Source organism: Nocardia sp. No.11, assembly GCF_038752175.1.
Classification (GTDB): Bacteria; Actinomycetota; Actinomycetes; order Mycobacteriales; family Mycobacteriaceae; genus Nocardia; species Nocardia canadensis.
Genome location: NZ_JBCGFB010000012.1, coordinates 1 through 23,645, shown reverse-complemented (window position 1 = coordinate 23,645; position 23,645 = coordinate 1). Strand labels below are relative to the sequence as shown.

24 protein-coding genes and 2 pseudogenes are annotated in these 23,645 nt (G+C 66.1%); 12 read left to right on the top strand and 14 right to left on the bottom strand.

The features are described 5' to 3' along the window. Positions 1-59 precede the first annotated feature (59 nt). Positions 60-2,000 (top strand): hypothetical protein, encoded by a 1,941-nt coding sequence (locus V8688_RS06115; protein WP_342800382.1) that lies wholly within the window; start codon positions 60-62, stop codon positions 1,998-2,000. A 75-nt stretch (positions 2,001-2,075) separates the two neighbouring features. On the opposite strand, the gene V8688_RS06110 is transcribed toward V8688_RS06115, so the two are convergent. Continuing rightward, positions 2,076-2,561 (bottom strand): hemerythrin domain-containing protein, encoded by a 486-nt coding sequence (locus tag V8688_RS06110; protein ID WP_342800381.1) that lies wholly within the window; start codon positions 2,559-2,561, stop codon positions 2,076-2,078. A gap of 1,379 nt (positions 2,562-3,940) precedes the next feature. Here V8688_RS06110 and V8688_RS06105 point away from each other — a divergent pair. Beyond that, positions 3,941-4,984 carry a PHB depolymerase family esterase gene (locus tag V8688_RS06105; RefSeq protein WP_342800380.1) on the top strand — a complete coding sequence of 348 codons (1,044 nt, stop codon included), beginning with the start codon at positions 3,941-3,943 and terminating at the stop codon, positions 4,982-4,984. 681 nt (positions 4,985-5,665) lie between these two features. Beyond that, entirely contained in the window at positions 5,666-5,869 is a 204-nt protein-coding gene (locus V8688_RS06100) for a hypothetical protein (RefSeq protein ID WP_218718995.1), read from the top strand. A 277-nt stretch (positions 5,870-6,146) separates the two neighbouring features. Here V8688_RS06100 and V8688_RS06095 read toward each other — a convergent pair whose 3' ends face one another. The 3 genes from V8688_RS06095 to V8688_RS06085 form a co-directional block, all read right to left on the bottom strand. Continuing rightward, entirely contained in the window at positions 6,147-6,299 is a 153-nt protein-coding gene (locus V8688_RS06095) for a hypothetical protein (protein WP_218718994.1), read from the bottom strand. A 141-nt stretch (positions 6,300-6,440) separates the two neighbouring features. Then, positions 6,441-7,319, bottom strand: a complete 879-nt coding sequence (locus tag V8688_RS06090) for a universal stress protein (RefSeq protein WP_342800379.1) — start codon at positions 7,317-7,319, stop codon at positions 6,441-6,443. Positions 7,320-7,970: 651 nt separating this feature from the next. After that, entirely contained in the window at positions 7,971-8,426 is a 456-nt protein-coding gene (locus tag V8688_RS06085; protein WP_218718992.1) for an OsmC family protein, read from the bottom strand. A gap of 152 nt (positions 8,427-8,578) precedes the next feature. Here V8688_RS06085 and V8688_RS06080 point away from each other — a divergent pair, with 152 nt between their 5' ends. Next, entirely contained in the window at positions 8,579-8,941 is a 363-nt protein-coding gene (locus V8688_RS06080; RefSeq protein WP_342800409.1) for a carboxymuconolactone decarboxylase family protein, read from the top strand. A gap of 318 nt (positions 8,942-9,259) precedes the next feature. Here V8688_RS06080 and V8688_RS06075 read toward each other — a convergent pair. After that, a pseudogene (locus tag V8688_RS06075) lies at positions 9,260-10,074 on the bottom strand (DDE-type integrase/transposase/recombinase); the annotation flags it as partial. Here V8688_RS06075 and V8688_RS06070 point away from each other — a divergent pair. After that, complete coding sequence (locus tag V8688_RS06070) at positions 10,039-10,374, top strand: methyltransferase domain-containing protein (protein ID WP_342800378.1); 336 nt, start codon at positions 10,039-10,041, stop codon at positions 10,372-10,374. The pseudogene V8688_RS06075 and the gene V8688_RS06070 sit on opposite strands and share 36 nt — an antisense overlap. Positions 10,375-10,827: 453 nt before the next feature. Here the strand turns inward: V8688_RS06070 and V8688_RS06065 are convergent, their stop codons facing one another. Continuing rightward, positions 10,828-11,499, bottom strand: coding sequence for a metalloregulator ArsR/SmtB family transcription factor (locus V8688_RS06065; protein ID WP_308248517.1), 672 nt, complete (start codon positions 11,497-11,499; stop codon positions 10,828-10,830). Between the two features lie 161 nt (positions 11,500-11,660). Here V8688_RS06065 and V8688_RS06060 point away from each other — a divergent pair, with 161 nt between their 5' ends. The 4 genes from V8688_RS06060 (at position 11,661) to V8688_RS06045 (ending at position 15,229) form a co-directional block, all read left to right on the top strand. Continuing rightward, positions 11,661-13,028 carry an MBL fold metallo-hydrolase gene (locus V8688_RS06060; RefSeq protein WP_342800377.1) on the top strand — a complete coding sequence of 456 codons (1,368 nt, stop codon included), beginning with the start codon at positions 11,661-11,663 and terminating at the stop codon, positions 13,026-13,028. Then, positions 13,025-14,308: an MFS transporter gene (locus V8688_RS06055; RefSeq protein WP_218718987.1), complete on the top strand. Its 1,284-nt coding sequence runs from the start codon at positions 13,025-13,027 to the stop codon at positions 14,306-14,308. The genes V8688_RS06060 and V8688_RS06055 overlap by 4 nt, the downstream gene beginning before the upstream one ends. A gap of 103 nt (positions 14,309-14,411) precedes the next feature. After that, positions 14,412-14,747 carry a metalloregulator ArsR/SmtB family transcription factor gene (locus tag V8688_RS06050; protein ID WP_218718986.1) on the top strand — a complete coding sequence of 112 codons (336 nt, stop codon included), beginning with the start codon at positions 14,412-14,414 and terminating at the stop codon, positions 14,745-14,747. Further along, a complete protein-coding gene (locus V8688_RS06045; protein ID WP_342800376.1) occupies positions 14,744-15,229 on the top strand; it encodes an SRPBCC family protein in 486 nt (161 codons plus the stop codon). Before V8688_RS06050 ends, V8688_RS06045 begins: the two co-directional genes overlap by 4 nt. A 25-nt stretch (positions 15,230-15,254) precedes the next feature. Here the strand turns inward: V8688_RS06045 and V8688_RS06040 are convergent, their stop codons facing one another. Both V8688_RS06040 and V8688_RS06035 read right to left on the bottom strand, forming a co-directional pair. Beyond that, a complete protein-coding gene (locus V8688_RS06040; protein WP_342800375.1) occupies positions 15,255-15,452 on the bottom strand; it encodes a hypothetical protein in 198 nt (65 codons plus the stop codon). Next, positions 15,446-15,712 carry a hypothetical protein gene (locus V8688_RS06035; protein ID WP_342800374.1) on the bottom strand — a complete coding sequence of 89 codons (267 nt, stop codon included), beginning with the start codon at positions 15,710-15,712 and terminating at the stop codon, positions 15,446-15,448. The genes V8688_RS06040 and V8688_RS06035 overlap by 7 nt, the downstream gene beginning before the upstream one ends. A 103-nt stretch (positions 15,713-15,815) precedes the next feature. Between V8688_RS06035 and V8688_RS06030 the strand changes: the two genes are divergently transcribed. Beyond that, positions 15,816-16,391 carry an AAA family ATPase gene (locus tag V8688_RS06030; protein ID WP_342800373.1) on the top strand — a complete coding sequence of 192 codons (576 nt, stop codon included), beginning with the start codon at positions 15,816-15,818 and terminating at the stop codon, positions 16,389-16,391. A gap of 620 nt (positions 16,392-17,011) precedes the next feature. Here V8688_RS06030 and V8688_RS06025 read toward each other — a convergent pair. Next, positions 17,012-17,773: a hypothetical protein gene (locus tag V8688_RS06025; protein WP_342800372.1), complete on the bottom strand. Its 762-nt coding sequence runs from the start codon at positions 17,771-17,773 to the stop codon at positions 17,012-17,014. Positions 17,774-17,906: 133 nt separating this feature from the next. Here V8688_RS06025 and V8688_RS06020 point away from each other — a divergent pair. Continuing rightward, a pseudogene (locus tag V8688_RS06020) lies at positions 17,907-18,239 on the top strand (transposase); the annotation flags it as partial. A gap of 55 nt (positions 18,240-18,294) precedes the next feature. Here the strand turns inward: V8688_RS06020 and V8688_RS06015 are convergent. Beyond that, entirely contained in the window at positions 18,295-19,113 is an 819-nt protein-coding gene (locus tag V8688_RS06015; protein WP_342800371.1) for an alpha/beta hydrolase, read from the bottom strand. A 324-nt stretch (positions 19,114-19,437) separates the two neighbouring features. Between V8688_RS06015 and V8688_RS06010 the strand changes: the two genes are divergently transcribed. Next, a complete protein-coding gene (locus tag V8688_RS06010) occupies positions 19,438-20,016 on the top strand; it encodes a helix-turn-helix domain-containing protein (RefSeq protein ID WP_342800370.1) in 579 nt (192 codons plus the stop codon). An 85-nt stretch (positions 20,017-20,101) separates the two neighbouring features. Here the strand turns inward: V8688_RS06010 and V8688_RS06005 are convergent, their stop codons facing one another. The 4 genes from V8688_RS06005 to V8688_RS05990 form a co-directional block, all read right to left on the bottom strand. Further along, entirely contained in the window at positions 20,102-20,305 is a 204-nt protein-coding gene (locus tag V8688_RS06005; protein WP_218718981.1) for a hypothetical protein, read from the bottom strand. Between the two features lie 485 nt (positions 20,306-20,790). Further along, positions 20,791-21,447: a nitroreductase family protein gene (locus V8688_RS06000; protein ID WP_218718980.1), complete on the bottom strand. Its 657-nt coding sequence runs from the start codon at positions 21,445-21,447 to the stop codon at positions 20,791-20,793. A gap of 1,273 nt (positions 21,448-22,720) precedes the next feature. Continuing rightward, positions 22,721-23,014, bottom strand: a complete 294-nt coding sequence (locus tag V8688_RS05995; protein ID WP_342800369.1) for a hypothetical protein — start codon at positions 23,012-23,014, stop codon at positions 22,721-22,723. A gap of 119 nt (positions 23,015-23,133) precedes the next feature. Next, a complete protein-coding gene (locus V8688_RS05990) occupies positions 23,134-23,586 on the bottom strand; it encodes a hypothetical protein (protein ID WP_342800368.1) in 453 nt (150 codons plus the stop codon). Positions 23,587-23,645 lie beyond the last annotated feature (59 nt).

Genomic DNA, 23,645 nt, shown 5'->3' with positions numbered 1-23,645 from the left:
GCCACCACTGCACATCGCACGTATGCTTCCCACACCTGCGGAGAACGAGGGGGGAACAGGTGGGTGACACTCTGCATGTCGGCGACACGATCGGCCACGGCCAATTCCTGAGCAATGGGCGATTCCGCTTGACTCTACAGTCGAACGGAGTCTTGTCGCTCTCGGAATCCGCACGCGAGGTGACCGCGATGGCGCAGCGCGAAGATGGTCTCGTCACACAGATCATCGAGATGACCGCCGGTGGGCTCGTCGCCTACGATGCCGCCGGAACCGTGCTGTGGGAGGTCCCGTCGAGAGCGCCGGTCAGCTATGTGAAACTCGAAGGCGACGGGGACATCGCCATGTACGACGCGCGGGGCGAGGTCATCACTGCCCAGCACTCGGGGCGCTTTCGCACTGTCGGCGCGGAACTACGCGTCGGCGAGAGCCTGACGCGTGGAGAATCCATCACGCGAGGGGGGTTCGAGTTCGCCCTCGCCCGGGACGGGGTTCTGGTTCTGCGGAAGGGGATCGATACGCTGTGGGTCTCCCCTCCAGACATCGTCCCTGCGACACGAGCCACCCTCCAGTTCAACGGACGATTCACGGCGCACGGTGACGAAGGAGAGAACTGGAGCTTCGGCCCCGGCAGCCGCGACATCGACCGGTTGACTTTCCGCGATGACGGCGAGCTCGTCATCCTGTCGCGCACCGGCAGGCAACTGTGGTCCCTGCGCACCGGAACAGGATCGACAGCACCGATCGACATCGGGCGGAAACTGGACAGAGGCGAGTCGATGCACATCGGTGAGCAGCTCCGAAAAGGAGTCTGCACGGTCACCCTGCACGAGAACGGGAACCTGGTGTGGCGGATGGGTACGCAATTCTTGCGTGAATCCTTCACCGGCGAATACGGATTCGAACGTCTCAGCATGAACTTCAACGGCAGCGCATCCCTGGACACCGCCGACGACATGTTCTTCGATCTCTCCGAAACCGCGGGCAGCGCCGCGACGCGGCTGTCGCTGCACCGGGACGGACGCCTGGTGCCCACCAGCGATATCGGAACGGCGGTCAGCGACGACATTCGGGGATTCACCCCGTACGATCTCGGCTACTCGTTCCTGCCTGTTGGTGACGGGTTGACGCGTGGCCGGTATCTGAAGAACGGCACCACCACACTCACGTTCGGACCGGACGGAAACCTGACCCTGCACCACGGCAGCTCCATCTCCTGGAACACCGAAACCGCCGGCACCGGAGCGGATATCGTGCTCCTCGACGACAGCGGAAATCTCAGGCTGTCATCGAGCGGCGGCGACGTGTGGCAGACATATACGGTCGGATATCGAATCGACGCACTGGAGATCAACAGCTCGGGCACCGCCGAACTCAGATCGGAGAACTCGGTTCTCTGGTCTTCGGCACATGGTCGGCTCGTCAGCGAGTTCCATCTCGTGGGGCACTACTTGCCGCGCGACGCCAGCTTGCGCTGCGGCGACTACCTCAGCAACGGAAACTACACGCTGACCTTTCGTTCCGACGGCGCCCTGGAACTGCGCTCCAGCGAAGCCGACAACGCCACCGGATGGGTGCGAAACGCCGGCTGCGGTGCGGTTCGGGCAACCCTGCAGGGGGACGGGAATTTCGTCGGCTACGACGCGCGCGGCCGTCCCATGTGGGCTACCGGCACCAACGGCGTGGCGGTCAGCTGGCTCGTCCTGTACGCCGAGGGAACGGTGGCCCTCGTGAACTCCGCGGAACAACAGGTATGGTCGATAGAACCGTCGCGAACACCGCCGGTCCAGCGACCACCGGCCGAACAATCCCCTGCCGTCGCCGGTGTCGTCCAGGAACCCGCACAGGCCGGCGTTTTCGCCACGATGCTGGAGCCGTATCACCAGGAAGCCATGGCCCAGGCCGAGGAATTTCGGGCAGAGATGATTTCCCGTGGCACCGAGATAATCGGCGAGGTCGTTCGAACCGGGTTCCAGACGCTCGGAGACTTCTTGAACGAGTAGGAGCGCCGCCGTCGGAAGCGCACGTCAGCGCGTCCTCGGAGAGTCAGAGGCGCGGGCTGCGCACCGGTCATGACGTCATCGCCTGCGGCTGAACAGCTCCGCTGCGGTGTATTCGCGACTCGGCAGGGTGTCCAGGGCCGCTACGATCCGACGTTCCTCCCACTGGAAATGGGACTCCAGAATCGCCGACAGCCCAGCGATCTCCCCACGCACCGTGTCGAGTCTCTCGACGCTGAGCTCGGCGAGCGCGGCAGTCATCCGGGTCAGGATGTCTGCGACCAGATGGTGGTCGGCGGCGAGTTCGGCCAGTACCGGTGCCAGATCGGGGAAACGCTGGGCCAGAAGGGGAAACGCCGTCCGATCCTCGCTCGTATGGTGGTCGGTGAGGGCCTGGCAGAAGGCCAGGCAGTGCGTACGCAAGTCTCGCAGCGGGCCGATCGGTTCGTTGTCCGGATACTGCTCCAGTGCGCGGGCGATGCGGCGCAGTTCGCCCCGCAGCCAGTGGTGGGTGTCGATCAGTTCGCGGCCCAGGGCGCCGACGTGCTGGGATTCGGTGGACATGGCGATCTCTCCTCGTGACGGAGGCCGGATGCGGCCATCGCTGCCGACGAGGACACGCGAAGGCCGAAAAATGCTGGGGCAGTAGAGTTATGCGCCACGCACGGCGCGAGCCGTGGTGTCAGCAGGGCAGGAGAAGTGGTCCCATTGGCTGCCTTCCGAAAGCGGTGCCTCCATGCCGACGCCGTCCACCCGGCGTGTACACGCGACACCGCATCTTATGCTGCGGCAGCGAGGGGTCTGTTCGCCATTACCAATTCGGCATCGTGGCCGCCCGAGCGCGGCGAGTGCGCGGGCGGCCGAAGTCCTCGCCGAATGTCGCGACACACAATCACATGCCCGATGTGCTCACCCTGGCCGGTTGATGGGTTGCGTCGAGAGGGATCAACGAGCCGAGGTGAACTCGGGCCGTTTCAGTGCACGCTCAGGCCGACTACTGCGTGGTCGGGAATCCTGCAGGCAGCTCGGCGGAGTCGAGGATCGCCGAGGCGGCAAGGACCGCGAGTGGGCTGAAAGCCGCTGCGACCTGCCTGGAGAGGGGCCTATTGATCTCAATGTCGTCAGCCCTAGACGACTAGGAGACACTGGTGATCGAAGGGGCAGTGGACGTGGCGCTAACGCTGGGGTGCGAGGGGCGCCTTGCTGGATCGGGGCGAGGATCGCGACCGAACCACGGTGCCGATCAGCATCACGCCGAGCGCGGCGGCGACGTTGTGCCGAGCATGTTCGATCTTCCCTTTCCTCAACAACATTCACGTTCAGCCAAGCATGCCGGAACGAACGTCAGCCGCAAGGCCGCGGCAGACTTGCTCCCGGCTCCGGCAACACCAGAAGCGCCCGAGATCAGTGATTGCACCAATCCCTGGAACATCAACCCGGTGAAGTGCGGCTCGATGTGGATCACGCGGCGGTGGCCGGTCACTCGCTGGGTTGCCGCCGCGCTACTCGCCGCCGCGCAGGACAACCGATTCGACGCCGCGGTCAACGTGGAGGCCCTCCTCGCACTGCTTTCGACGGGCGGGCCCCCGTCCTCGCCCTCGTATCGGGGCAGGGAACCGGCGGCACCGATGGGGACGAGCGCTACGCGGATGCGCTCAGGCATGTGCTGGCCACCGCCGCCGAACCCAACTACCGACTCACTGTCCCTGGCGCGGCACACCGCGGGTTCACCGACGCACCGCTGTATCTCCCGCCTATACCTGCGCTACTCGGCACGCTGAAACGTGAAGAGAGCCTGCGGATCCCAGCCGGGGCTTCGCGCGCGTACCTGGACGCCGTGGTCCGCGGACAAGACAATGGGCTCACGAACGCTCACCGATCTTGGAACGCTGGATCAGCCGCCACAGGTGCGGCACTGTAGGGCGAACCAGGGAAGGGAATCTATGAAGTCGATCGACACAAGTCTGCGGACGGACGCCTCGCGAAAGCCGGCCCTCGAATCCATCCGCGCCGCGCTGCGGCGGATCGGCGGGCACGTCATCTCACCGGGCCGTCTCACTGCCCCGGTCGCCCTGGCGGTGCTGGTATCGGGCCTGGGCGCGCTGAGCGGCCCGGAGGCACACGCGTCCGAGGTCACCCAGCGCAGCTACACCAATGCAGCGGGCACCCGCGACTACTACCTACACGTCCCGCCCGGTGATCTTGCGGGCAAGCCCCTCATGATCTACCTGCACGGCTGTACCGATCCGGAGGCGCAGCTGGCCGGCAACGGGTTCGCGCTGACGCGGGTCGCCGACGAATTGGGCTTCGTTCTCGCGTACCCGATCCAGACCCGAGCAGCCAACGAGCGCCACTGCTGGAACTGGTTCGATCCGGCCAACCAGCAGCGCGAGACCGGTGAGCCGTCGATTGTCGCGGGCATCACCACCACCCTGATCGAGGAGTTCGGGCTCGATCGCGACCGGGTCTATGTCGGCGGCTACTCTGCGGGCGGCGGGATGAGCACGGTCATGGCCGCCACCTACCCGGACCTGTACGCCGCGATCGCACCGATGGCCGCAGGGCCGTACGGGATCAACCCGCAGCCGCCATACACCGACATCACCGGCGCCGGCATCGTCGAGGCCATGGGCCCGCACGCCCGCCCGGTCCCCGCCTTCTTCCTCCAGGATCTGGCCGACCAGACCAGCCTCTACCCGATCGGACGCGCGAACATCCTGCAGTGGCTCGGCGCCGACCGGCGGGCGGGCATCCGCACCCTCGCGGACACCCCTACCGCCGTCACCACCACCGCCGACCCGGTGCCCGCGACTATCGAGCACTACTCGAGCCAGGGCTGCGAGCTGGCCCAATTCGTCACACCGATCGGACCGGATCACATCGGCGGCGGACTACTGATGCAATCGACCAGCGGTCTGGCCCTGCAACGCAGAATGATGGAATTCCTGCTGGCGCACCGACTTCCCGGCCTGCAAGGAGCCTGCTGACCCGGCCGTCCCGCGCCCCGGCTCGACGGTGGTGCACGCAGTCACCCGAAGCGATCATGGGATTCTGGCAATGAAACACGACTCCCCCACAGTCCTGGAAGCACTCGACACAGCCTGGGACCCATAACGCGGATACCTCGGCAACCTCCGCGACGGCAGATTCGTCCCCGAGCTGGGTGACGCGTACCTGGAGCTCCTCCAGACGATCGAGATACCCGAACGAGTACGGCTTCACCCCGACTTCGTCCGACTGCTGTGGTTCGCCCCGCGGTTCTCCGAATGGCAGACCCAACGCACCGTAGATCGAGGAGCCGACCGGGTCGAACTATCGAAGTACTCGAACCTGATTTGGAACGCAATCATAGAACTGCTCGGTGCTGAAGTTCCCCCGCCTTCTCGGAGAAGCCCCTCGACGTCGCCACGCCCGAGGGCACACCGAGGTAGGTACTGCGGCAGCCGTTCCAGTTCTGAGGTGACTGACCGAACTGTGGTATTTCGGTGGGGTGACCACGCGAGCGTGCGAACCACCCCGCCCGCGAGTCGAGGTAGAGGTCGATCGAGTCGAGTACGTGGATTCGGCCACGTGACGGTCTTCCGCGTGGGCCGAACGATGACGAAAGGCATTAATCTCAGAGCCTTTTCGACCATGTGTCGAACACCACACTCCGAAAGAATCGACCCATGGACACCATTACCCCCGCCGAGAACATCGAGCGCCAACTGCTTCGCATCAGCTGGGATGTGTGCTGGTCACACCCCCGACGCGCATTCATCGCTTACTGCGTCGACTTTCCAAATCTGTCGTGCTCGCACCCGACGTCGTCCGATGCGGCGCTGGACGGATTGGAGAACATGGTCCGGATCGAGCTGCGCCGAAGCCAGTGACGATGTCGTCCCAGGCGATGCCACGCCTCGCCGGCTTCAGGCCCGAGTCGCGAGAAATTCGACGCACGTGTGGATGGTCGCCAGACGCGGATAGTCGCATTCATCGATGCGGATTCTCGTCGCTGCCGAGATTCGTGACGGTGATACTCGCCGGCGCGGCATCCGAGGACAGGAGTCGTGCCGAACGCGCCCGGTCTACGGCACCCCGGAGCCGCACCATGAGCTCACCGAGCGGGACCGGTTCGTCGCGTGCAACCAATCGGTCGCGGCACGAAGATCAAGGATCCGGGTCTGACCCGCCGCCACCGGCACCTCCGGAGATCGCGGCGACACCGATCACCGTCGTTCCGTCATGCTCCACCGGCGGGGCGTACACACGTTCGACCGACATCGCTTCTTTCACGGTTGCGACCACGTCATCGAATCTCATCGGGTTTCCTCCGCGCATCCGCAGGGCTGGTAATCGTTCCGCGCTGTTGAACACTGTCTTCCGATTCGACCACCCGTCCTCGGCGGTCGACGGGGACCGCCGACCCTGCCTCGGGTGCCGTTCGTTGTCTCATGTCAGGCATCAGTGGATGACCGACGCGCGTGGCCGCGCGATGATCAACGGGCACTCGATGCCGTGCAGAACCGCGTGGGCCACCGAGCCGAGAACGGCGTCGGACAGCCTGGCGCGGCCGTGACTGCCGACGACCGCCAGTTGAGCGCGGGAGGCTGCGGCGAGAATCGCGTTGGCGGGTCGATCCTCGACGACGATGCGATCGACCTCCACGTCGGGATAGTTCTCAGCGAAGCCGGCGAGGCTCTCGGCGAGCCTCGCCGCGGCAGTGGCCCGCAACGCGGCGGGCGACTGCGAGCGGCCGAATTCAGACCAAGCGTGCACCGCCCGCAGCACGACCCCACGACGGGCGGCTTCGTCGAAGGCGATGGCGAGCGCCGCCATGCTGCGGGCCGTCCCGTCGACTCCGACCACCACCGGGCCGTCCCGTGGGACCGCCGATTCGGGAATCACCGCTACCGCGCACCCGGCGTGTCCGGCGATCGACGAGCTGATCGAGCCGAGCAGCGTCCGGCGGAACGCGCCGAGGCCGCGGCTACCGACGACGAGCAGGCGCGCAGATTCGCTGCGGTGGCGGAGCGCGGCACGCGCTGAGCCGAGGACGACTTCCGAGGTGATCGTGACCTCGGCGATCGGCGCCGTCACCACCACTGCCACGGCCGCCGCCGACGCGACGATCTTCTCACCGTCGCGGCGTAGTGCCTCGAGATCGAAGTGCGGACCACCCAGACCCGGACCGGAATCGACCGGGACATCGACAGCGCAGACGAGCACCAGTGAGACTCGATGGTGGGCAGCGTATTCGGCGGCCCAGCGCAGTGCCCAACCTGCTTGTTCCGAACCGTCGACGCCGACGACAACCGGCCCCGGATGCGCGACAACGCTCATAGTCGATTCCCCTTCCGCTGCTGCCAGCATGCGTGCACCGCCGGGCGGGCGACAGGGGCACACGACTCACGTCGGGGGGCCATTCGTCGTTCGTGTCCTCGTCAGCCGGGCGACGGCATGTCATGGTCACCGCCGCGTCGATGACGGGGCTAACGAGGGCGTGACCTGTGGCGATCCAGGAGGGTCTTCCGACCCTGTTCGCTTTGTTCCCTGGACGCGCACAGTCGAACGGTGAGTCGCGCACTCCGCGCGACCGGAGGAGGAAACACGCGATGCTCGGATACCAGATCCATCAGATCCTGCACGCCATGATGATGCTGATGCACGAATGGGGCGTCTTCCCGCCGATGGAGCCGATGTAGCCACGGCTCGCGGTACGGATGACGTCCACGAGGGCATCGCCCACGCCATCCGGCCGAGGGCGAGTATGTCCGACTGCGAACACGACCGACCTGGGCGAGTCACCAGCCGCGGCCGCGCTGGTCGTCGCGCGATACCTGCGTCATAATGCCGAAGGTGGGATTGCCCGGCTCATGCGATCGCGACTTTGTGCCTGATTCGGCGACGCCGATGAACGCCGGGACCCCGGCCAGGTCTGCTGTCCGGCTGCTTCGTACTGCCACCGTGCTGGATTGACCGATTCCGACGGTGTCAGGAGCCGCTCGGTACGGCGACAACGGAGCCGTGGACCTCGCAGGTAGCCGCGAGGGTGTTGTACACGGTGCCGTACCCGGCCAGATTGCGCTGCAACAGGTCCAGACGTCGTTGGGGCTCGTCGGTGACCAGTCGCAGCTGGTAGGTGAACTCGGTGAACTTCGGCGGGACGTCCTGACGACGGGCGGTCACTTGTACCTCGGCGCGTTGGTAGCTGAACGACAGCAGATCCTCCGCACGCGCCAGGTTCTTCAAGAGGCAAGCCGCCAGTGCCGCAGCCAGCAGGTGCGCCGGACCCGGCAGCCCTGACGGCGCCTTTCCCCAGCTGGTGTCCAGATCGATAGTTTCCTGGCCGGCGTGCACCTGAGCGGGCCCGGCCCCGGCAATCGAGGCGGCAGTGACGGTGTAGATCGTCGGCGCGGCCGACGACGTCGTGGTATCGGCGTTTTGCATGCCCCGAGCTTGTCGCACGGCCGTGCAGACCGGCCAGGGTCCGACGTCACCAGTCCAGGGGCGCTTCGGCCGTGTCGCCGCACCTGGACAGGGCCATACGATCACCCCATCGACGACGAGACACGCCACGCACCACGTGGAAGGGAGCCGAGATGACAAGCAAGGACTATCCGGAGATCAACGACCACCTGCGCGCGGTCATGAACCAACTCGGTCGCGAAATCCCCTCGACCATGCGGTCTTTCGGCGGACTACACGCTGCCGCAACCGGTGCGGGAGCGCTCACCGGTGCGACAAAGGAATTGATGGCCCTGTCCATCGGCATCGCCGTGCACTGCGACGGCTGCATCGCCTACCACGTCCACGACGCCCTCGCCGCGGGCGCCACCCACGCCGAGGTCGTCGAAACCATCGGCGTGGCGATCATGATGGGCGGCGGCCCCGCAGTCGTCTATGGCTGCGAGGCGTTCGAAGCCCTCGAACAATTCGAAACCGCCGCCCGCCGACAACGCTGAGCTGTGTAATCGCATCCGACTAGGACTGTGATCGGCAGCAGCGCCATCGGGGACGCCAGATCGATCGCCCCACCACACCCGAACGGCGACCTTGCCGGCACGGGCGCCGACCCACTGGAGCCCGATCAGAATCGACATTGTCGAGTTTCTTTGGAGTTTGACCAAAACCACGTCAAATCTTCGGGTACGAGAAAAACCGAACCGATTTGGGACCGCTTCCGTCTTTGAGGAAGATGGTTTCGTCTCATGTCGAAGCGTGTACCCGCCCGAGGTTCGCGAGAAGGCCGTGCGTCTGGCTCTCGAACGGCTCGATGAGTAATCACCACGCACCGCCTCGGTCTTGCAGAGCCCGATCGTGGTCTCGGCGAGCGGATTGCCGAAGGCGTCCCCAACCGAGCCGATCGACGGGAGGATCCCCGAACGAATCAGTGTCTCAATGTCTTTCACTGACGCGTGTTGAGATCCGGCGTCGCTGTGGTGAATCGTGGACCCGGTCCACGGCCGTCCCTGACGCACCCGCCGCGCGGCAGATTGCCGGATCGCCGACTCCACGAACACGGCCTGTTTGCTGGGCGAGCATTCCCAGCCCGCGATCCGCCCGGCGTAGGCGTCGACGACGAACGCGGTGTAGACGAACCCGCCGCTGACCAATCGCACGTAGTTGAAATCGGCGACGACCAGCAGATTCGGAGCCGGAACCCGGAAATTCCGGTCCACCAGATCCGCCGCCCGCGTCCCGCCCGGTTCGGCCTCGGTAGTGCGAATTGCCCTGCGCCGCGACACACCCCGCCATCCGTCGACACGGATTGACCGCTCCGCCGCGCTCCGGGCGACCGGGATGCCTTCGCGTCGCAGATGGCCGCCCCATATCTTCTCCGCGCCATAGAGCGATTCGGGTTTGCGACGACCATGCTCGTCGGGTTCGTCGAAACGCCGTCGGACTAACCCTCATCGACCTCGGTTTGGCGGAACCACTTCCGCGGCGTCTCCGCGGTCATCCCCCACCGGGACGACACGGCCTTGATTGCCGCCCGCTCGGTGGCGTAGTCCTCACGGTGATCGAGAACCAGCCGCACGGCCTTCGCACGGGTCGCTGCATGACCAGTCTGGTGTTGTGTTCGGTGCCCGACCAGTCGGCCGCCCTGAGCGAGATCGCCCGAGTCCTCGAGCCGGGCGGGACGCTGCGGTTCTTCGAGCACGTCCGATCCGAGTCGGCGCGGATGCGGCGAGCGCAGCACGTCCTCGATGCCACGATCTGGCCCCCGCTCAACGGCGGCTGCCACACCGGCCGCGACACCCTGCGCGCCCTCGCCGACGCACGCTTCACTGTCACCGAATGTGAGCGAGTCCGGTTCCCCGACAACAGTTTTCCGTTCCCGACGGCCGAACACGTCCTGGGCACCGCCGTGCTGCCCGATCGGCGTCCGTCGTGACCGGCCCCGTGATGCCCGAAGCCTCGCCCGGAGTATCTGGCGCTGCCGAAATGTCGGTCCAATCGCTGGAACGAATGCTCGACAGACTGGGAGACAACGCCTACGCGGCAACGGTTTTCGGTGCGCCGGTCACCGTCGACGCGGTCACGGTGATACCGGTCGCGCGGGCAGGGTTCGGCTTCGGCGGAGGTCTCGGGCGCGAATCCGGTGCCGACAAGATCGGTGAAGGTGGTGGCGGAGGCGGCGGGATGGACGTGCGGCCGTTGGGCTTCATCGAGATGCGCGACGGCGTCGCTCGCTATCGTCCGATTCGCGACCCGTGGGTCGATGTCGTGGTCCCGCTAGCCGCGATCGCCGCCGGATTGGGCGCCCCGAGGTTGTTTCGCGCAGCCCTTCGACTGCGCAGGACGCGACGCCGCTGCGGGCCCGTGTCGATGCCGGGCCGTGCGCCCGTCAGGCGGATGCAAAGGCGAGGGGGAGTTCGGCCAGGCGCCATTCGAGCATTCCGTCGTGGAGGCGAATCGCTCGGCGACCATGGTCGGTGAGCAGGCGCACGGCATCGTGGGCTAGTACGCAGTACTCGCCGCGGCAGTAGACGACGATGTCGGTGTCGCCGGGGAGCTCGGCGATGCGGTCGGCCAGCTGGTCGACGGGGATGTTGACCGCAGCGGGGATGTGGCCTGCCTGATATTCCGGCGCGGGGCGCACGTCCAGGACGATGATGTCTCCGGATTCGGCGCGGGCCAGCAGTTCCTCGCGGGTCATCTCCGGGCTGTCCGCGGGACCTAGGTAGCTCTCGCGGGCCGGCGCCACAGCAGGCTGGTGAGCTTCGGCGACCTTGCGCAGCAACGCGAACAGTTGCGCCACGTCCTCACCGGCGAGGCGGTAGTGGATGCGCACCCCTTCACGGCGGGTCGCGACGAATCCGGCCTGCTTGAGAGTCTGCAAGTGCGCCGACGCGGTCGTGAGGTTCAGCCCGGCAGCGGCGGCGAGCGATTCGACACTGCGCTCCCCCTGGGCCAGCAGATCGAGCAGCTCGAGTCGTTTGCCGCTGCCCAGAGCCTTACCGCTGGCAGCGAACGACTCGTACAGCGCCGCCTTCGCGGCGGTGCGATCAACACTCACGGCTCCTCCAATCATCTGTGGAATATGGTACGTGCCTGCATCGCGGGCGTACCGATTGCCACGGAGAGTTGTCTTCCATGAAACCATGGAATAGTCTCTACTATATTCCATGGTTGATTGGAATATCAGCACGGAGACGAGCAGCGACCGAGGAGTACGCGATGCCCACCGACTTCACCCTGATCCCTGTCATCGATGAAGGACTGGGCAACTCGACCTATCTGCTCGACCTCGGCGACGGGCGCGCTCTGGTCATCGACCCGGAACGCGACGTGCGGCGGGTGCGGGCCGAAGCTCGCCGTCACGGCCTGCAAATCGCCTATGCCGTGGAGACCCATCTGCACGCGGACTTCATCTCCGGCGTACGGGAACTCGCCGAGACCGAGGGTGCCATCGTCATCGCCCCGGAAGTCGGGGCTCGCGGGTTCGCCGTGACCGCGCTCGCCGACGGCGAGACCGTCGCCGTCGGCGCGTTCGTCCTCGAAGCGCTCGCGACACCGGGGCACTCGCCCGAGCACCTGTCCTACCTGCTGCGCGATGCGGATCAACAGTTGCAGGGTGTGTTCACCGGTGGCTCGCTGATGGTCGGCACCGCCGGGCGCACCGACCTGGTCAGCCCTGAGCAAACCGTCCCCCTCGCCCGAGCGCAGTACCACTCGCTGCAGCGATTGATGGAACTGCCCGACGACACCCAGGTCTGGCCCACCCACGGCGCAGGCTCGTTCTGCTCGGCAGCCACCGGCACCGACCGCACCACCACCATCGGCCACGAGCGCGCGACCAATCCGCTGTTGCAGGTCGACGGCGAGGACGCCTTCGTCGAGGCCCTGCTCACCTCGCTCGGAACCTTCCCCGACTACTTCCTGCGCCTCGGCGAAATCAACCACCAAGGCCCCGCCGTCCTCACCGACTCCCCCACCCTGACCCCGCTGACCAGCGACCAGGTCAGCGAACTGATCGCCGACGGCGCGCAGATCGTCGACGCCCGCCCGGCCGCCGATTTCGCCGCAGGCCACATCCCGGGAGCACTGTCGATCACCCTGCGGCCGGTGTTCGCGACCTGGCTGGGCTGGCTCGCCGACCCCGACCGGCCCGTGATCATCGTCCGCGACCGCGCGCAGGACAGCATCGACATCGCTTGGGAGGCAGCCAAAGTCGGATTCGACACCCTTGCGGGTGAACTCACCGACGGGATGAGCGCCTGGAGCGGTCCGGTCGAGAAGGCGCAGCTGGTCAGCGCCGACCAGCTCGCCGCACACCCCGCTCCGACCGTGCTCGATATCCGCCAGCGCGGCGAGTACCTCGCCGGCCACGTGCCCGCCGCCCGAAACCTCGAACTCGGCACTCTCGCTGCCCATCTGGTCGATGTTCCGGCCGGGCCGCTGGCGGTGATGTGTGGGCACGGCGAACGGGCCATGACCGCAGCCAGCATCCTGGAACGCAGTGGCCGCACCGACATCCGCATCCTGGAAGGCTCACCCGCCGACTACGCCGCCGCACTCGGCCAGGATCTGGCGGCCGGAGCATGAGCCTGCGCCCGAGCGTGCGGACCCCTGTTCTCGGCCTGCGGGAGAACGCCGCCCAGTTCACGCTGCTGGTCGCGGTCAACGCGCTCGTCGGTGGCATGGTCGGCCAGCAGCAGACCGTGCTGCCGCTGCTGGCGGAGTCCGAATTCGGGCTCACCGGTTACACATTCATCTTCACCTACGTCGCCGCGTTCGGGATCACCAAAGCGATCGCGAACTACTTCGCGGGCACCTTCTCCGACCGCTACGGCCGCAAACCCGTTCTGCTGATCGGCTGGCTGTTCGCGATCCCGGTGCCGCTGATGCTCATCACCGCCCCCAGCTGGGGGTGGGTCGTGGCCGCGAACGTGCTCCTCGGCATCAACCAGGGCCTCACCTGGTCCACCACCGTCGTCATGAAGATCGACCTCGTCGGCCCGAGCCGGCGCGGACTGGCGATGGGCCTCAACGAAGCCGCCGGATACGGTGCGGTCGCGATCAGCTCCCTGCTCGCCGGATATCTCGCCGAACACTTCGGGTTACGCCCTGCCCCGTTCCTGCTCGGCCTGGCCTACACCGCACTGGCCCTGGCCATCTCGGGCTTCTTCATCCGCGAAACCCGCGACTACGCCCGCCTGGAAGCCGCCGCGCACACTCCGCGAGCCGACGGCCTGCACGACCACCTCCACGCCGACCTGACCGACCGCCAGATCGCGATCGCGACCAGCGTGACCGAACCCGCGCTGTCCTCGGCCAGCCACGCCGGACTGGTCAACAATCTCAACTTCGGGTTGTCGTGGGGACTGTTCCCACTACTGTTCGCCACCGCGGACTTGTCCGTGGGCCAGATCGGGCTGTTGTTCGCTCTCTACCCCGGGGTGTGGGGCGCCGGACAACTCCTCACCGGAGCGCTGTCGGACCGGTGGGGCCGCAAGCACCTCATCACCGGCGGCATGACCCTGCAAGCCGCCGCGCTGGCGATCATCGCCACCAGCGACGGGTTCACAGGATGGGCTCTCGGCGCCGTCTTGCTCGGCGCCGGAACCGCGATGGTCTACCCGACACTGCTGGCGGTGATCGGCGATGTCGCGCATCCGCTGTGGCGGGGGCGCGCGGTCGGGGTGTACCGGGTCTGGCGCGACCTCGGCTACGCGGTCGGCGCGATCCTGGGCGGCATCGTCGCCGACCTGCTCGGCCTGCACGCCGCCGTCTGGGCCGCCGCCGCCATCAGCGCCGCCACCGCGCTGATCGTCGGGGTCCGCATGTATGAAACCCATCCCCCGGCCCATCGACAACCCTCCTGACACCTACCGGTACCGCTGCCCTCGTTCGCGCCATCACGCGACCGAGGGCAGCGCCGTATCCCAGGTCTTGCGCGTCCGCTATTGAAAGCGCACACTTACGCAAATGAAGGCTTTCAAAGATGTGGATCTCGCGATTCTCGGCGATCCGACCCGCAAGGCGATCTTCGAACGACTCGCCCGGCGACCGTCGTCGGTGGGCGAACTGGCCGAGTCGCTACCGGTCACCCGCCAAGCGGTGTCGCAGCATCTGCGTGTCCTGAAGGAAGGCGGTCTCGTCGTGGCGACGCCGGAGGGCACCAAGCGCATCTACCGCATCAATCCCGCAGGCCTCGCCGCGATCCAGGCCTATTTTCAGAACATCTGGGACGAGGCGTTGACCGCTTTTCAGAAGGCCGCCGAGCAGACGGCGACCGACCCCGAACAGGAGAATCGACCATGACCAGCACCGGACAACTGAACGTCCTGGAAGGCACAGCCACCGTCGCGATGACACCGGAACGCGCGTTCGCCTTCTTCACCGAATCCTTCGGCCGCTGGTGGCCTGCGGCCTATCACATCGGCACGTCCGAGATGGCCGAGGCGATCCTCGAACCCGGCGAGGGCGGACGCTGGTACGAACGCGGTGTCGACGGCACCGAATGCGACTGGGGCCGGGTACTGGCGTGGGAGCCACCGCACCGGCTCGTGGTGACCTGGCAGATCAACGGCCGCTGGGAATACGACCCCGACCCTGCGCGGGCCAGCGAGATCGAGGTCCGCTTCACCGCCGACGGGCCGGAGCAGACCACCGTCACCCTCGAACACCGCCACCTCGACCGGCTCGTCGACGGCAAAGCCATCCAGGACACCATCGTCGAACGCGGCGGCGGCTGGAGCACCCTGCTCGAACTGTTCGCCGAGACCGCGCAATCACCGTCCTGACACTCGTCCGAAACTCCTGACCAAATCAGGGGTTTCGACCCCCGGCCAACGCCGCCGCCGGCAACACCACCGAATCCGAGCGCGCGAGCGCGGCCAGCAACCCGGCGGCGAGCAACGCGATCCCGGACGCGCCCGCGACCAGCAGCCGACCAAAACGGTCAACGAGCCACCCGGTCAGCGGCGAGGGCGGATACATCGCACCGACATGGACCGCGATCACCATGCCCGCAGCCGCTGTGCCGTGACCGTGGGCGAGCATGTACACAGGAGAGCACCAAGGTGGTCGCGACCAGCACCGCCGACACCGCCCGACCACGGGTGCGCGGTGGCGGCCAGATCCGCTCCGGCATACCGGGCCTGCGAATTGGTGGCTGTGCGCGCGCCGTAGACGAACAACGCGACGAACAACAAAGCCGGATTGTCGGCCACCGCTGCGGCGATCATCCCGACACTGCCGATCGCGCCGAGATGGCCTGCACTCACCCCGCCCAGTACGGAACCCACTCCTCGCCCGGTTCATCGACTTCCGACTCACCAAGCCGACCACCGGGGACGACAGACCGCTGCCAAGGCCTGACATGCGAGAGTGCACCATGGCCATGTCACCTGGGGCGCCCACGCTCGCCGTCGTTTCCGGTCCCCGGGATCGGGGAAATCCACGCTCGCCCACGCCCTGGCCGACAAGATCGGCGTTCCGGCGATCATCCGCGACGAGATCAAGCAGGGCATGGTCGCCGCCACCGGGCCGCGCGACGCAGGTTACGGAGACCTCGACATCCCCGCCCTGCACGCCTTCTTCGACACCCTCACCGTACTCGCTCGCGCAGGCGTCACCGTCGTCGCCGAAGCGGCGTTCCAGGACAAACTCTGGCGCCCCAACCTCATACCGCTTACAGCGCTCGCGCAGGTCCGCATCATCCACTGCACCTCGCCACAGCATGTCCGTCACGACCGCATCGCCCATCGCGCCAACCGCGATCTTCACCGACGCGCGCACAACGACGCCGACATCCTCGCCGAGATCGCCACCGGAACCCGCACCGCCGACTCTTTCGTCGCGGTGAATTTGGACGTCGCGCAGATGACGGTCGACACCACCGAGGGATACCAGCCGGGTCTGGATGCCATCGTCGGCTTCGTCATCGCGCCGCCAGGCAACTGATCCGACAGCCACCGGCTTGCCCCGCCGCGCGTCCCTGGAGGACCGACACAGGTCGATCTCGGCGAGACGATGCACAGGCCGGCGGCCAACATCGGAAGCTGATCTAGATTCGCTGCGACAGTGCAGGATCGGTCGCAATGAACGCGGCCTGGCCTGGCACAGTGTCATGTCGTCGTCGGGTGGGCTGCTCGCCGAGCGTGGAGAAATGGGGAGGCAGTGAAGATTCAGGTTCCGTTGCAGATGTACGTCCGGACGGCACCCACGAGCCGTTGTTCCCGAGTCACTCGGTCCACGACATTCGAGTCTCAGACAGCGCCTACCGGTGGTCGAAGCTCCCGCGAATCTTCCTGCGGCTCGAGCACAACACCGTGGCCGAGATCGTCCAGAATTCGATGGACGACCCGGACGCACTGGCGTTTCGATCATCCGGCGCTCTGCTGGAAGGAACCATATTCGGCGGACTCTACCTCGCCCCGATCCTGGGCAGTCTTTCACCGAACGTTTGGGGAATCGGCGCCTCGCGTCTCGGACAGATCATCGTCTATACCCCTTCGCTGGTCGCTCAGGACTCCTTCTCCCAGATGACCGCGGTTGGTGGCTGCCGATCCGTGCGCATCCAGCTATGCCGGACTCTGTCCGCTCAGCAGCTTTTCTGCGTACGCGTCCAGCAAATCGTCCTCGTCGTCGGGGAGCCCCAGGACGCGGGCCGCGGCTGGGAAGTCCCAGTCGGTTACCCGCTCCCGGACGGCGACACGGCCGAACGCGTTGTAGCGCTCGAAGTCGACGAGGACGTCGCCGTCGTACGACGCTGCACGTGCGGAGTAATCGTTGTGACCGAAAAAGAAGGTGCCCGGACACCGGATGCCGCCCAGCGCCAAGACCTCGCCTCCGGTGGCACCATCGGCACACTCGATCTCCCTCGCGGCGACCACGGAGTAGCACGGCCTGCACACCAGCGCCCCACTCACCGACAGTCCGCCCAGGACGAACAGCACTGCCCCTTCCTCCAGTACGAGGTCCCCATCGACCTGAACGTCGCCTGCGACAACATGGACCGCGTTCCCCTGCACCAGGACAGGTCCTGCGAGTTCGTGCCGGTCGGCTGACGGATACGCCTCTACCAGAACCCGCAACACAGCCCATCGATAGTGCTCCGGACCGTCGAGCCAGTCCCACGACGTTCCGCTGTCCAGCCGGGCGGGCGGCTGCTGCATTCGCTGGTCGAGCTCGTCGACCGTGACGCCATACCGGGCTGCGTCCTGGATGAACAGTGCGTCATCGATGAGTGATGCCCTGACGCGGGCGTACGCGTCCTTGACCTGCTGTGCCGAAAGCGGGAAGGCTGCGGGCTGCCAGAGAAGGGCACGCGAGGATCTGACCATCCTCCGAAGCTATCAATGCAGAGTGGCGAAACAACGGTATATCCACGTAACCGCATGCCTAAGGGTTGTCCCGTAAGCCGTTGAGCAGCAGCAGGTATCGTGCCAACGATGGTGATCGGCGGCTGATCCGGTGATGGTGGAATTGTTCTCCGGGCTGCGGCCACGCACGTTCGCTCGTCTGATCACCCGGTTGCGGTGTGACGGCGCTGATCGGCCGTTGCGGGTAGGCCGTGGGAGCGTGCCGCAACGTGGTGGTGATCGCCGACGGCGGTTACCAGGGCGTGCGCACCGCCGGGCACCCGGTGCCGAGCTGTCGGAGTGGAAACAGGCCGACAACAAGTCCCACCGCAGAGTCCGTGCCCGTGTCGAACACGTCTTCGCCCGGATGAAGACCTGGAAGATCCTGCGGGACTACCGCCTACGCGGCGACGGACACTCTGGCCAAGCTCGCCCACACCCACTAACGCAAACGAGCACACCGACGCGACTATTCCGGACTTACGGGAAAACCCTTAGGCCCTCTAGAGCGTGTAGTCGAGTATCGCGCGGGCGAGGGCATCGCTGTCCTCGAGCATCGCCATATGCCCGACTCCGCGAAGGTATCGGAGCTCGGCACCCGGCACCGCCTCGTACTGGTGTGCCGAGGCCGGGTCCCACCGGGGGTCGGAATCCCCGAAGATCACGAGGAGGGGCTTCCGGGTGGCGATGAGGCGCTCGGGCACAGTCCCCGCGGCGATGTAGTCCATGTTGGCGGCGAGAATCGCGCGGAACGTTCGATAGGTCGTCCTTCGCAGATCGGCTACAGCGGTGTCGGGCACCGTGATCGGGGCCGCCGCAGTCGCTGCCAGTCCGCGGCGGATCATCGAATCGGTACGAATCGCCCACACGAGCGGGCCGAAAGGTGGCGAGGCGAGCGCCTTGATGATCGCCGGCTCGGGCAAGAGCGCTGTGAGGCTCGGCCCTGTGCTGACCAGGACCAGCTCGCCGACCAGGTCCGGGCGACGCTCCACGAGGGCGGTAGCGACGTATCCCCCGCTGGAGTGACCGACCACCTTCAGATTCCGGAACCCGAGCTCGTCCAACACTGCCGCCGTCCGATCCGCCTGCTGTGGAACGGCATACGTGGACGCCGGCTCCGATCGGCCGCATCCCGGAAGGTCGATCGTGATCACCCGATACGCCGTGGTGAGCATTGGCACCACCGGCGACCACGTCGAACCGGTTGCGCCCGAACCGTGGATGAGCAACAAGGGCGGTGCCGCCGGGTCTCCGTCGATGACAACGTGCAACCCGTGGACTGTCGTTTCATTGCGTGTCCGGGTGGGGCTCGATTCGTTCATGCCGACAGCTTCGTCGCGGGCTCGTCGCACCGTCTTGTACGAATGTCACGTTGTCCCGATCCGGCTAGCCTGGGATGCATGAGCGCAACTGGCCTACTGGACTGGAGCCGGGTCGAGGTCGCTGTCCCGGCCGGTCGCCCGACTCCAGGAGTCCGGATGGCGGGTTTCCGTTACTACGACATCGGCCCCGTGGACCTCACGATGATCCCGCATCCCTCGGTCACGATCCTGCTGGATCTCACCGAGCACGGAGTCGCCTACACCAGCCGCGGAGGTTCGGTCGCGGGGAGCGCGGTCATCGGACTCCGTGCCGGCGCCTTACGAATGACCAGCGCGGGGGCCGGCGAAGTCTTACAGATCCGCCTGTCCCCCGTCGCCGCAGCAGCGATTCTCCGAGACACCGAGATGATCGGCGGTACCGTGACATCGTTGCCGCAACTGTGGGGCAGCAGCGCCACCATCTTGACCGAGCGGCTCCGTTCGACACCGTCGTGGGACGACCGTTTCGCCCTCACACGCGCCTTCCTTCGAAGCCGGGCGCCCGGCGAATTCGCGGTAGCACCCGAATTCGTCTACGCCTGGGACCAGACGGTCCGGAGCAGAGGGCAGCTGCGCATCGAGACAATCGCCACCGAGACCGGCTGGACCCGCCAGCGACTCTGGTCCCACTTCCGGAACCGGATCGGAGTCTCGCCCAAGCGGATGTCCGAACTCGTCCGCTTCGACCATGCCGCCCACCTGCTGGCGGCAGGTCGCTCGCCCGCAGATGCCGCGGTCGAGGCAGGCTATACCGACCAATCCCACCTTCACCATCGCACCAAGGCGATCGCCGATATGACCCCGCCCCGCGTCGCCGGCGCACCGTGGCTCGCGATCGACGAAACTGCGTGGCCGACGAGCTGATCCCGCAGCCGACCGTACAACAACCGCCGGCCCGACGGGCACGAGACCGCCTCGGCCCGCCAGCCTAGCGTGCGGCCCGCGTCGGTCAGACCGCGCTTCGCGCCAGCAACGTCCCGAGCGCGCGCATGGCCTCCGCGGTCGCCCACTGGGCTTCCGCCTGCGCGAGGGCAGCATGCGCCTGTGCCTGAGCGATCACGTTCCGCCGCTCCGCGCCGCTCACCGCGTCGCCGGCGGCAAGGCCACCGAGCAGCGCCTCGGCGCGCTCCTTGTGAGTGGTGTAGTCATCCATCGCTCAATTCTCGCACCCCTGGAACTGCGGGCGAATTCGGCAACCACACGCGGGACATGATGTGCGCCGGAAGAATTGCGGACATGCAATGGCCGAGCCGAGGATCGCCGCATGGCGACCTCGACCATCACGATCGCACTGATGTGCTCCCTCCGTGAAAGCCGACCTGGTCGGTTCTCGTGGCCGCGGAAGCGGCACAAAGGGCTCGGGTAGTTCGCTCGCGCGAAGGATCGGTGTCGACAGTCAGCATGGTCATCGCCTGCAGGCCCCGTGTAGTGCAGATCGTGCAACGCAATGCCGCGGGCGGCTCCCGGCTCACATGCCGGTCGCCGCCCGGCGGGGGTTGCTATTACACCGTCTACTCGCAAGCCCACCGGCACGTCAGACGAGCTGGGACGCACTACACAGGCAGGCAGAAACGTACGTAGAACCTCTCGATCGCCAGCCCTGGTCGATACGGTCGCGAATCGGCCTGTCGAGACGCATTACCACTTGTTGACGTGGAGTACGGTCTCGAGCGGGGCGCGTTTGGCGAGCTTGAAATCGGTGCCCTTCGTGTACGCGACAGGCAACAGCACGCCCTGCCGGACACTCCCGGGAATTCCCAGTGCCTCGGCAACCTCCCGTTCGTACTCCAGATGCAGTGACGTCCACGCTGATCCGAGGCCCCGTTCGCGCAGCGCGAGCGCGAGGCTCCAGGCAGCGGGAAGCAGCGAGCCCCACAGACCGGCCTGGTTACCCTCCGGCAGCTGCCCACCCGGCACGTGGATCGCACCGATGACCAGCACCGGCACCTGCTCCATCACCTCCGCCAGATACGTCGCACTCGAGGCCACCTTCTCCGCGGTCTCGAGATCCTTTGGCGGCTTCGCTGCCCGTGCTGCCGCACCCGCCGCGGCGTAGGCGGTGTAGGACTTGCGGTAGTACTCCGCGACGATCTTCTTGGGCTCGGGATCGGTCAGCACGATCCAATGCCAGCCCTGCATGTTGCTGCCCGACGGCGCCTGCAGCGCCACCTCCAAAGCGTCGGTGATCACCTCCAGCGGCACCGGCCGTTCCAGGTCGAGCCGTTTGCGCACTGACCTGGTCGTGGTCAGTACCTCGTCGGCAGACAGGTCGAGATGCGGGAATTCGACGGTCATGGCCTCTCCAATCATGCAGTCGGTCTGGGGATCGCAGCGTCATTTGGTCGGCGGCGCGGTTATCACGAATGCGGCGATCCGTTCACGGGCCTCATCATCGCCGATCGAGTCGGTCATCCTGGCCGTCAGGGGCCGCACCGGGCAACGCCGCATCGACGGCGGCATCGATCAACCGTCCGCCCTCGGACACAACTGGCAGTGTGGTACCCGGGCGAGTTGCCCAGAACCGAGCGATCTGACAGATCCGCCTCACGCGTGGCCGGGTCCGTCTTCGCTGGCCTGCCCCCCTTTCCATTTTGGTTCCAGCGCGTCCATGCCCTTCTCGTCGAAGTCGTGGATCACCATCGGGCGATATCTTCCAAGTGCGGGCCTTGCCCTTCAGTACAGCCTGCCGAGTCGGGTAGGCCTTCTTCTCCGGATGAGGGCACAGCGCACGGTTCAACCCCAGGGCATGGGCGGCGGCCTTCGCTTCGGTCTTACCGCGGGTATGCCCAGTCCAGGACCGGCCACAGGAACAGCTCACGACATACTGGTCCGGTCCGAGCTTCTCGGTCGTGAACATGTGGGCTTCCAATCCAGCCTACCGATCGGCAAGTGTCCGGCTTGACAAGCGCGCGGTACCACGAAACGCCGAACACCCCTCGCTCGAACCCGAACTCGCTCGTCGGGCCCCTTCGTTCAAGCAACCGCATAGTCGCCACCGCGATAGCCGGCACGTTCGGGTTGCTCGACTGCTAGCTGTTGCGGGGCTGGAGGTTGGTGACGCGCGCATGAGCGTAGATGTATGCAGATCACATATATTCCAGTTGTGGACTCAAGCCTCGAAGCAGAACCCACGAGTGGCACGCGAGCGTCAATGCCGGCGACCTGGAACCATCTGCGAAGATGGTCGTCGTCCTGGGCTGCCGCGGTGGTAGGAACGGGCGTACGCACTGGGTCGACCGAGCTCACCCCGGGCACTGAACGGTAACGCATGGCGTAGCTAGGGCCCACCACGCAAGATGCGTATCCTCACCGTCACCGCCATCGCAGAAGGAATCGTGTTGAACGGCAACGGGTTTGCGCGCGCCACCGAACCAACGACGCCGCCCGCCCCGGCCATGTCTGATGGAGGGCGCACCATGCGTGCAGCATGTACACATCGACGCATGCCGAATTCAGGAAACGGATGCGGGCGTGGATCGTCCGACAGCTCGCGAACGGTAGGCCCCTGGAGTGGTCGAATTCCCGAAGAGGGACTTCCACTTCGAGATCGATCGGAAGCCGACAACCCTCAGCCCTCTACTTCTGTCGGTGTTGCAGCACGTTCGAGGTCGGCGACGATGACCGCGTACTCAGGGTCTTCTGGATCGGGGACGTCATTGGCTCTGAAGGCAGCGACGACCGCGGGGTACTTCGCGAACTCGGCGAGGGAGCTGAGCGCACCGTCATAGCCCCAGTCGTTTCGGAAGAGTTCGCGAATGACGACGGTCAAGATAGGGGTGATGAATTCGGGCGATGGTTCGCTGTCGAGCAGAATCTCGGCGATCGGCCCGAACACGGTGTCGCCTGCGGAATTCCAGGCCATGAAAGTTCCTTCCGATTGTCGTGTGTCTGGTCCCGGCTTCGGTTCGAAACCGGTGAGGCCGCAGTCGATACGCGACCTGAACTAGCGGATCATCGCAGGCTGCCCAAGAGCGGCTACCTCTATCGGTTGATCGGTCTGGATACTCCGGTAGCGGACGTGTCCGTCGGAATCTTCCCCCACGTACCGTGCGAGAACCGCGCGTGGATGGGTCGGTGTGACCTTGATGTGGTCGTCGTCTTGGTGATCACCCAGACGTCCCCGTCGACCATCACCGCCGACGCGGCCGTCAGCCCGCGATCGCCAGCAGACTCGTGCGATGGCGCCCGGTGGCTGACCTCAACGGCATACCGGTAGTGCGGATCGTGCGCGTTGATCGCTTGATAGATCCCCACCAGATCCGATCGCACATCGAAAGGCGTCAGCGGTGCACCGGGCTGGCGATTCTGCCGACCAGCCAAGATCGCCGCGAGCGAATCGACCGCGTCTGACAGCCGCTGCCTGCCGTCATGCAGATACCAATCGACTACGTTCGGATACGAGCTGGCAAGCAGATTGAGTCGGTCCAGATCCATCCAGCGGCACGGGAAGCTGAGGTTCCCCCGTTTTCACGGAGAGCTCCAACCCGTGGTCC

Excerpts from the sequence above, each read along its gene's own strand:
- V8688_RS06110 (WP_342800381.1), bottom strand. The coding sequence starts at position 2,561 with ATGTCCACCGAATCCCAGCACGTCGGCGCCCTGGGCCGCGAACTGATC.
- V8688_RS06105 (WP_342800380.1), top strand. The coding sequence starts at position 3,941 with ATGAAGTCGATCGACACAAGTCTGCGGACGGACGCCTCGCGAAAGCCG.
- V8688_RS06100 (WP_218718995.1), top strand. The coding sequence starts at position 5,666 with ATGGACACCATTACCCCCGCCGAGAACATCGAGCGCCAACTGCTTCGC.
- V8688_RS06095 (WP_218718994.1), bottom strand. The coding sequence starts at position 6,299 with ATGAGATTCGATGACGTGGTCGCAACCGTGAAAGAAGCGATGTCGGTC.
- V8688_RS06090 (WP_342800379.1), bottom strand. The coding sequence starts at position 7,319 with ATGAGCGTTGTCGCGCATCCGGGGCCGGTTGTCGTCGGCGTCGACGGT.
- V8688_RS06085 (WP_218718992.1), bottom strand. The coding sequence starts at position 8,426 with ATGCAAAACGCCGATACCACGACGTCGTCGGCCGCGCCGACGATCTAC.
- V8688_RS06080 (WP_342800409.1), top strand. The coding sequence starts at position 8,579 with ATGACAAGCAAGGACTATCCGGAGATCAACGACCACCTGCGCGCGGTC.
- V8688_RS06070 (WP_342800378.1), top strand. The coding sequence starts at position 10,039 with ATGACCAGTCTGGTGTTGTGTTCGGTGCCCGACCAGTCGGCCGCCCTG.
- V8688_RS06060 (WP_342800377.1), top strand. The coding sequence starts at position 11,661 with ATGCCCACCGACTTCACCCTGATCCCTGTCATCGATGAAGGACTGGGC.
- V8688_RS06055 (WP_218718987.1), top strand. The coding sequence starts at position 13,025 with ATGAGCCTGCGCCCGAGCGTGCGGACCCCTGTTCTCGGCCTGCGGGAG.
- V8688_RS06050 (WP_218718986.1), top strand. The coding sequence starts at position 14,412 with ATGAAGGCTTTCAAAGATGTGGATCTCGCGATTCTCGGCGATCCGACC.
- V8688_RS06045 (WP_342800376.1), top strand. The coding sequence starts at position 14,744 with ATGACCAGCACCGGACAACTGAACGTCCTGGAAGGCACAGCCACCGTC.
- V8688_RS06040 (WP_342800375.1), bottom strand. The coding sequence starts at position 15,452 with ATGGTGATCGCGGTCCATGTCGGTGCGATGTATCCGCCCTCGCCGCTG.
- V8688_RS06025 (WP_342800372.1), bottom strand. The coding sequence starts at position 17,773 with ATGGTCAGATCCTCGCGTGCCCTTCTCTGGCAGCCCGCAGCCTTCCCG.
- V8688_RS06015 (WP_342800371.1), bottom strand. The coding sequence starts at position 19,113 with ATGAACGAATCGAGCCCCACCCGGACACGCAATGAAACGACAGTCCAC.
- V8688_RS06010 (WP_342800370.1), top strand. The coding sequence starts at position 19,438 with ATGACCAGCGCGGGGGCCGGCGAAGTCTTACAGATCCGCCTGTCCCCC.
- V8688_RS06005 (WP_218718981.1), bottom strand. The coding sequence starts at position 20,305 with ATGGATGACTACACCACTCACAAGGAGCGCGCCGAGGCGCTGCTCGGT.
- V8688_RS06000 (WP_218718980.1), bottom strand. The coding sequence starts at position 21,447 with ATGACCGTCGAATTCCCGCATCTCGACCTGTCTGCCGACGAGGTACTG.
- V8688_RS05995 (WP_342800369.1), bottom strand. The coding sequence starts at position 23,014 with ATGGCCTGGAATTCCGCAGGCGACACCGTGTTCGGGCCGATCGCCGAG.
- V8688_RS05990 (WP_342800368.1), bottom strand. The coding sequence starts at position 23,586 with ATGGATCTGGACCGACTCAATCTGCTTGCCAGCTCGTATCCGAACGTA.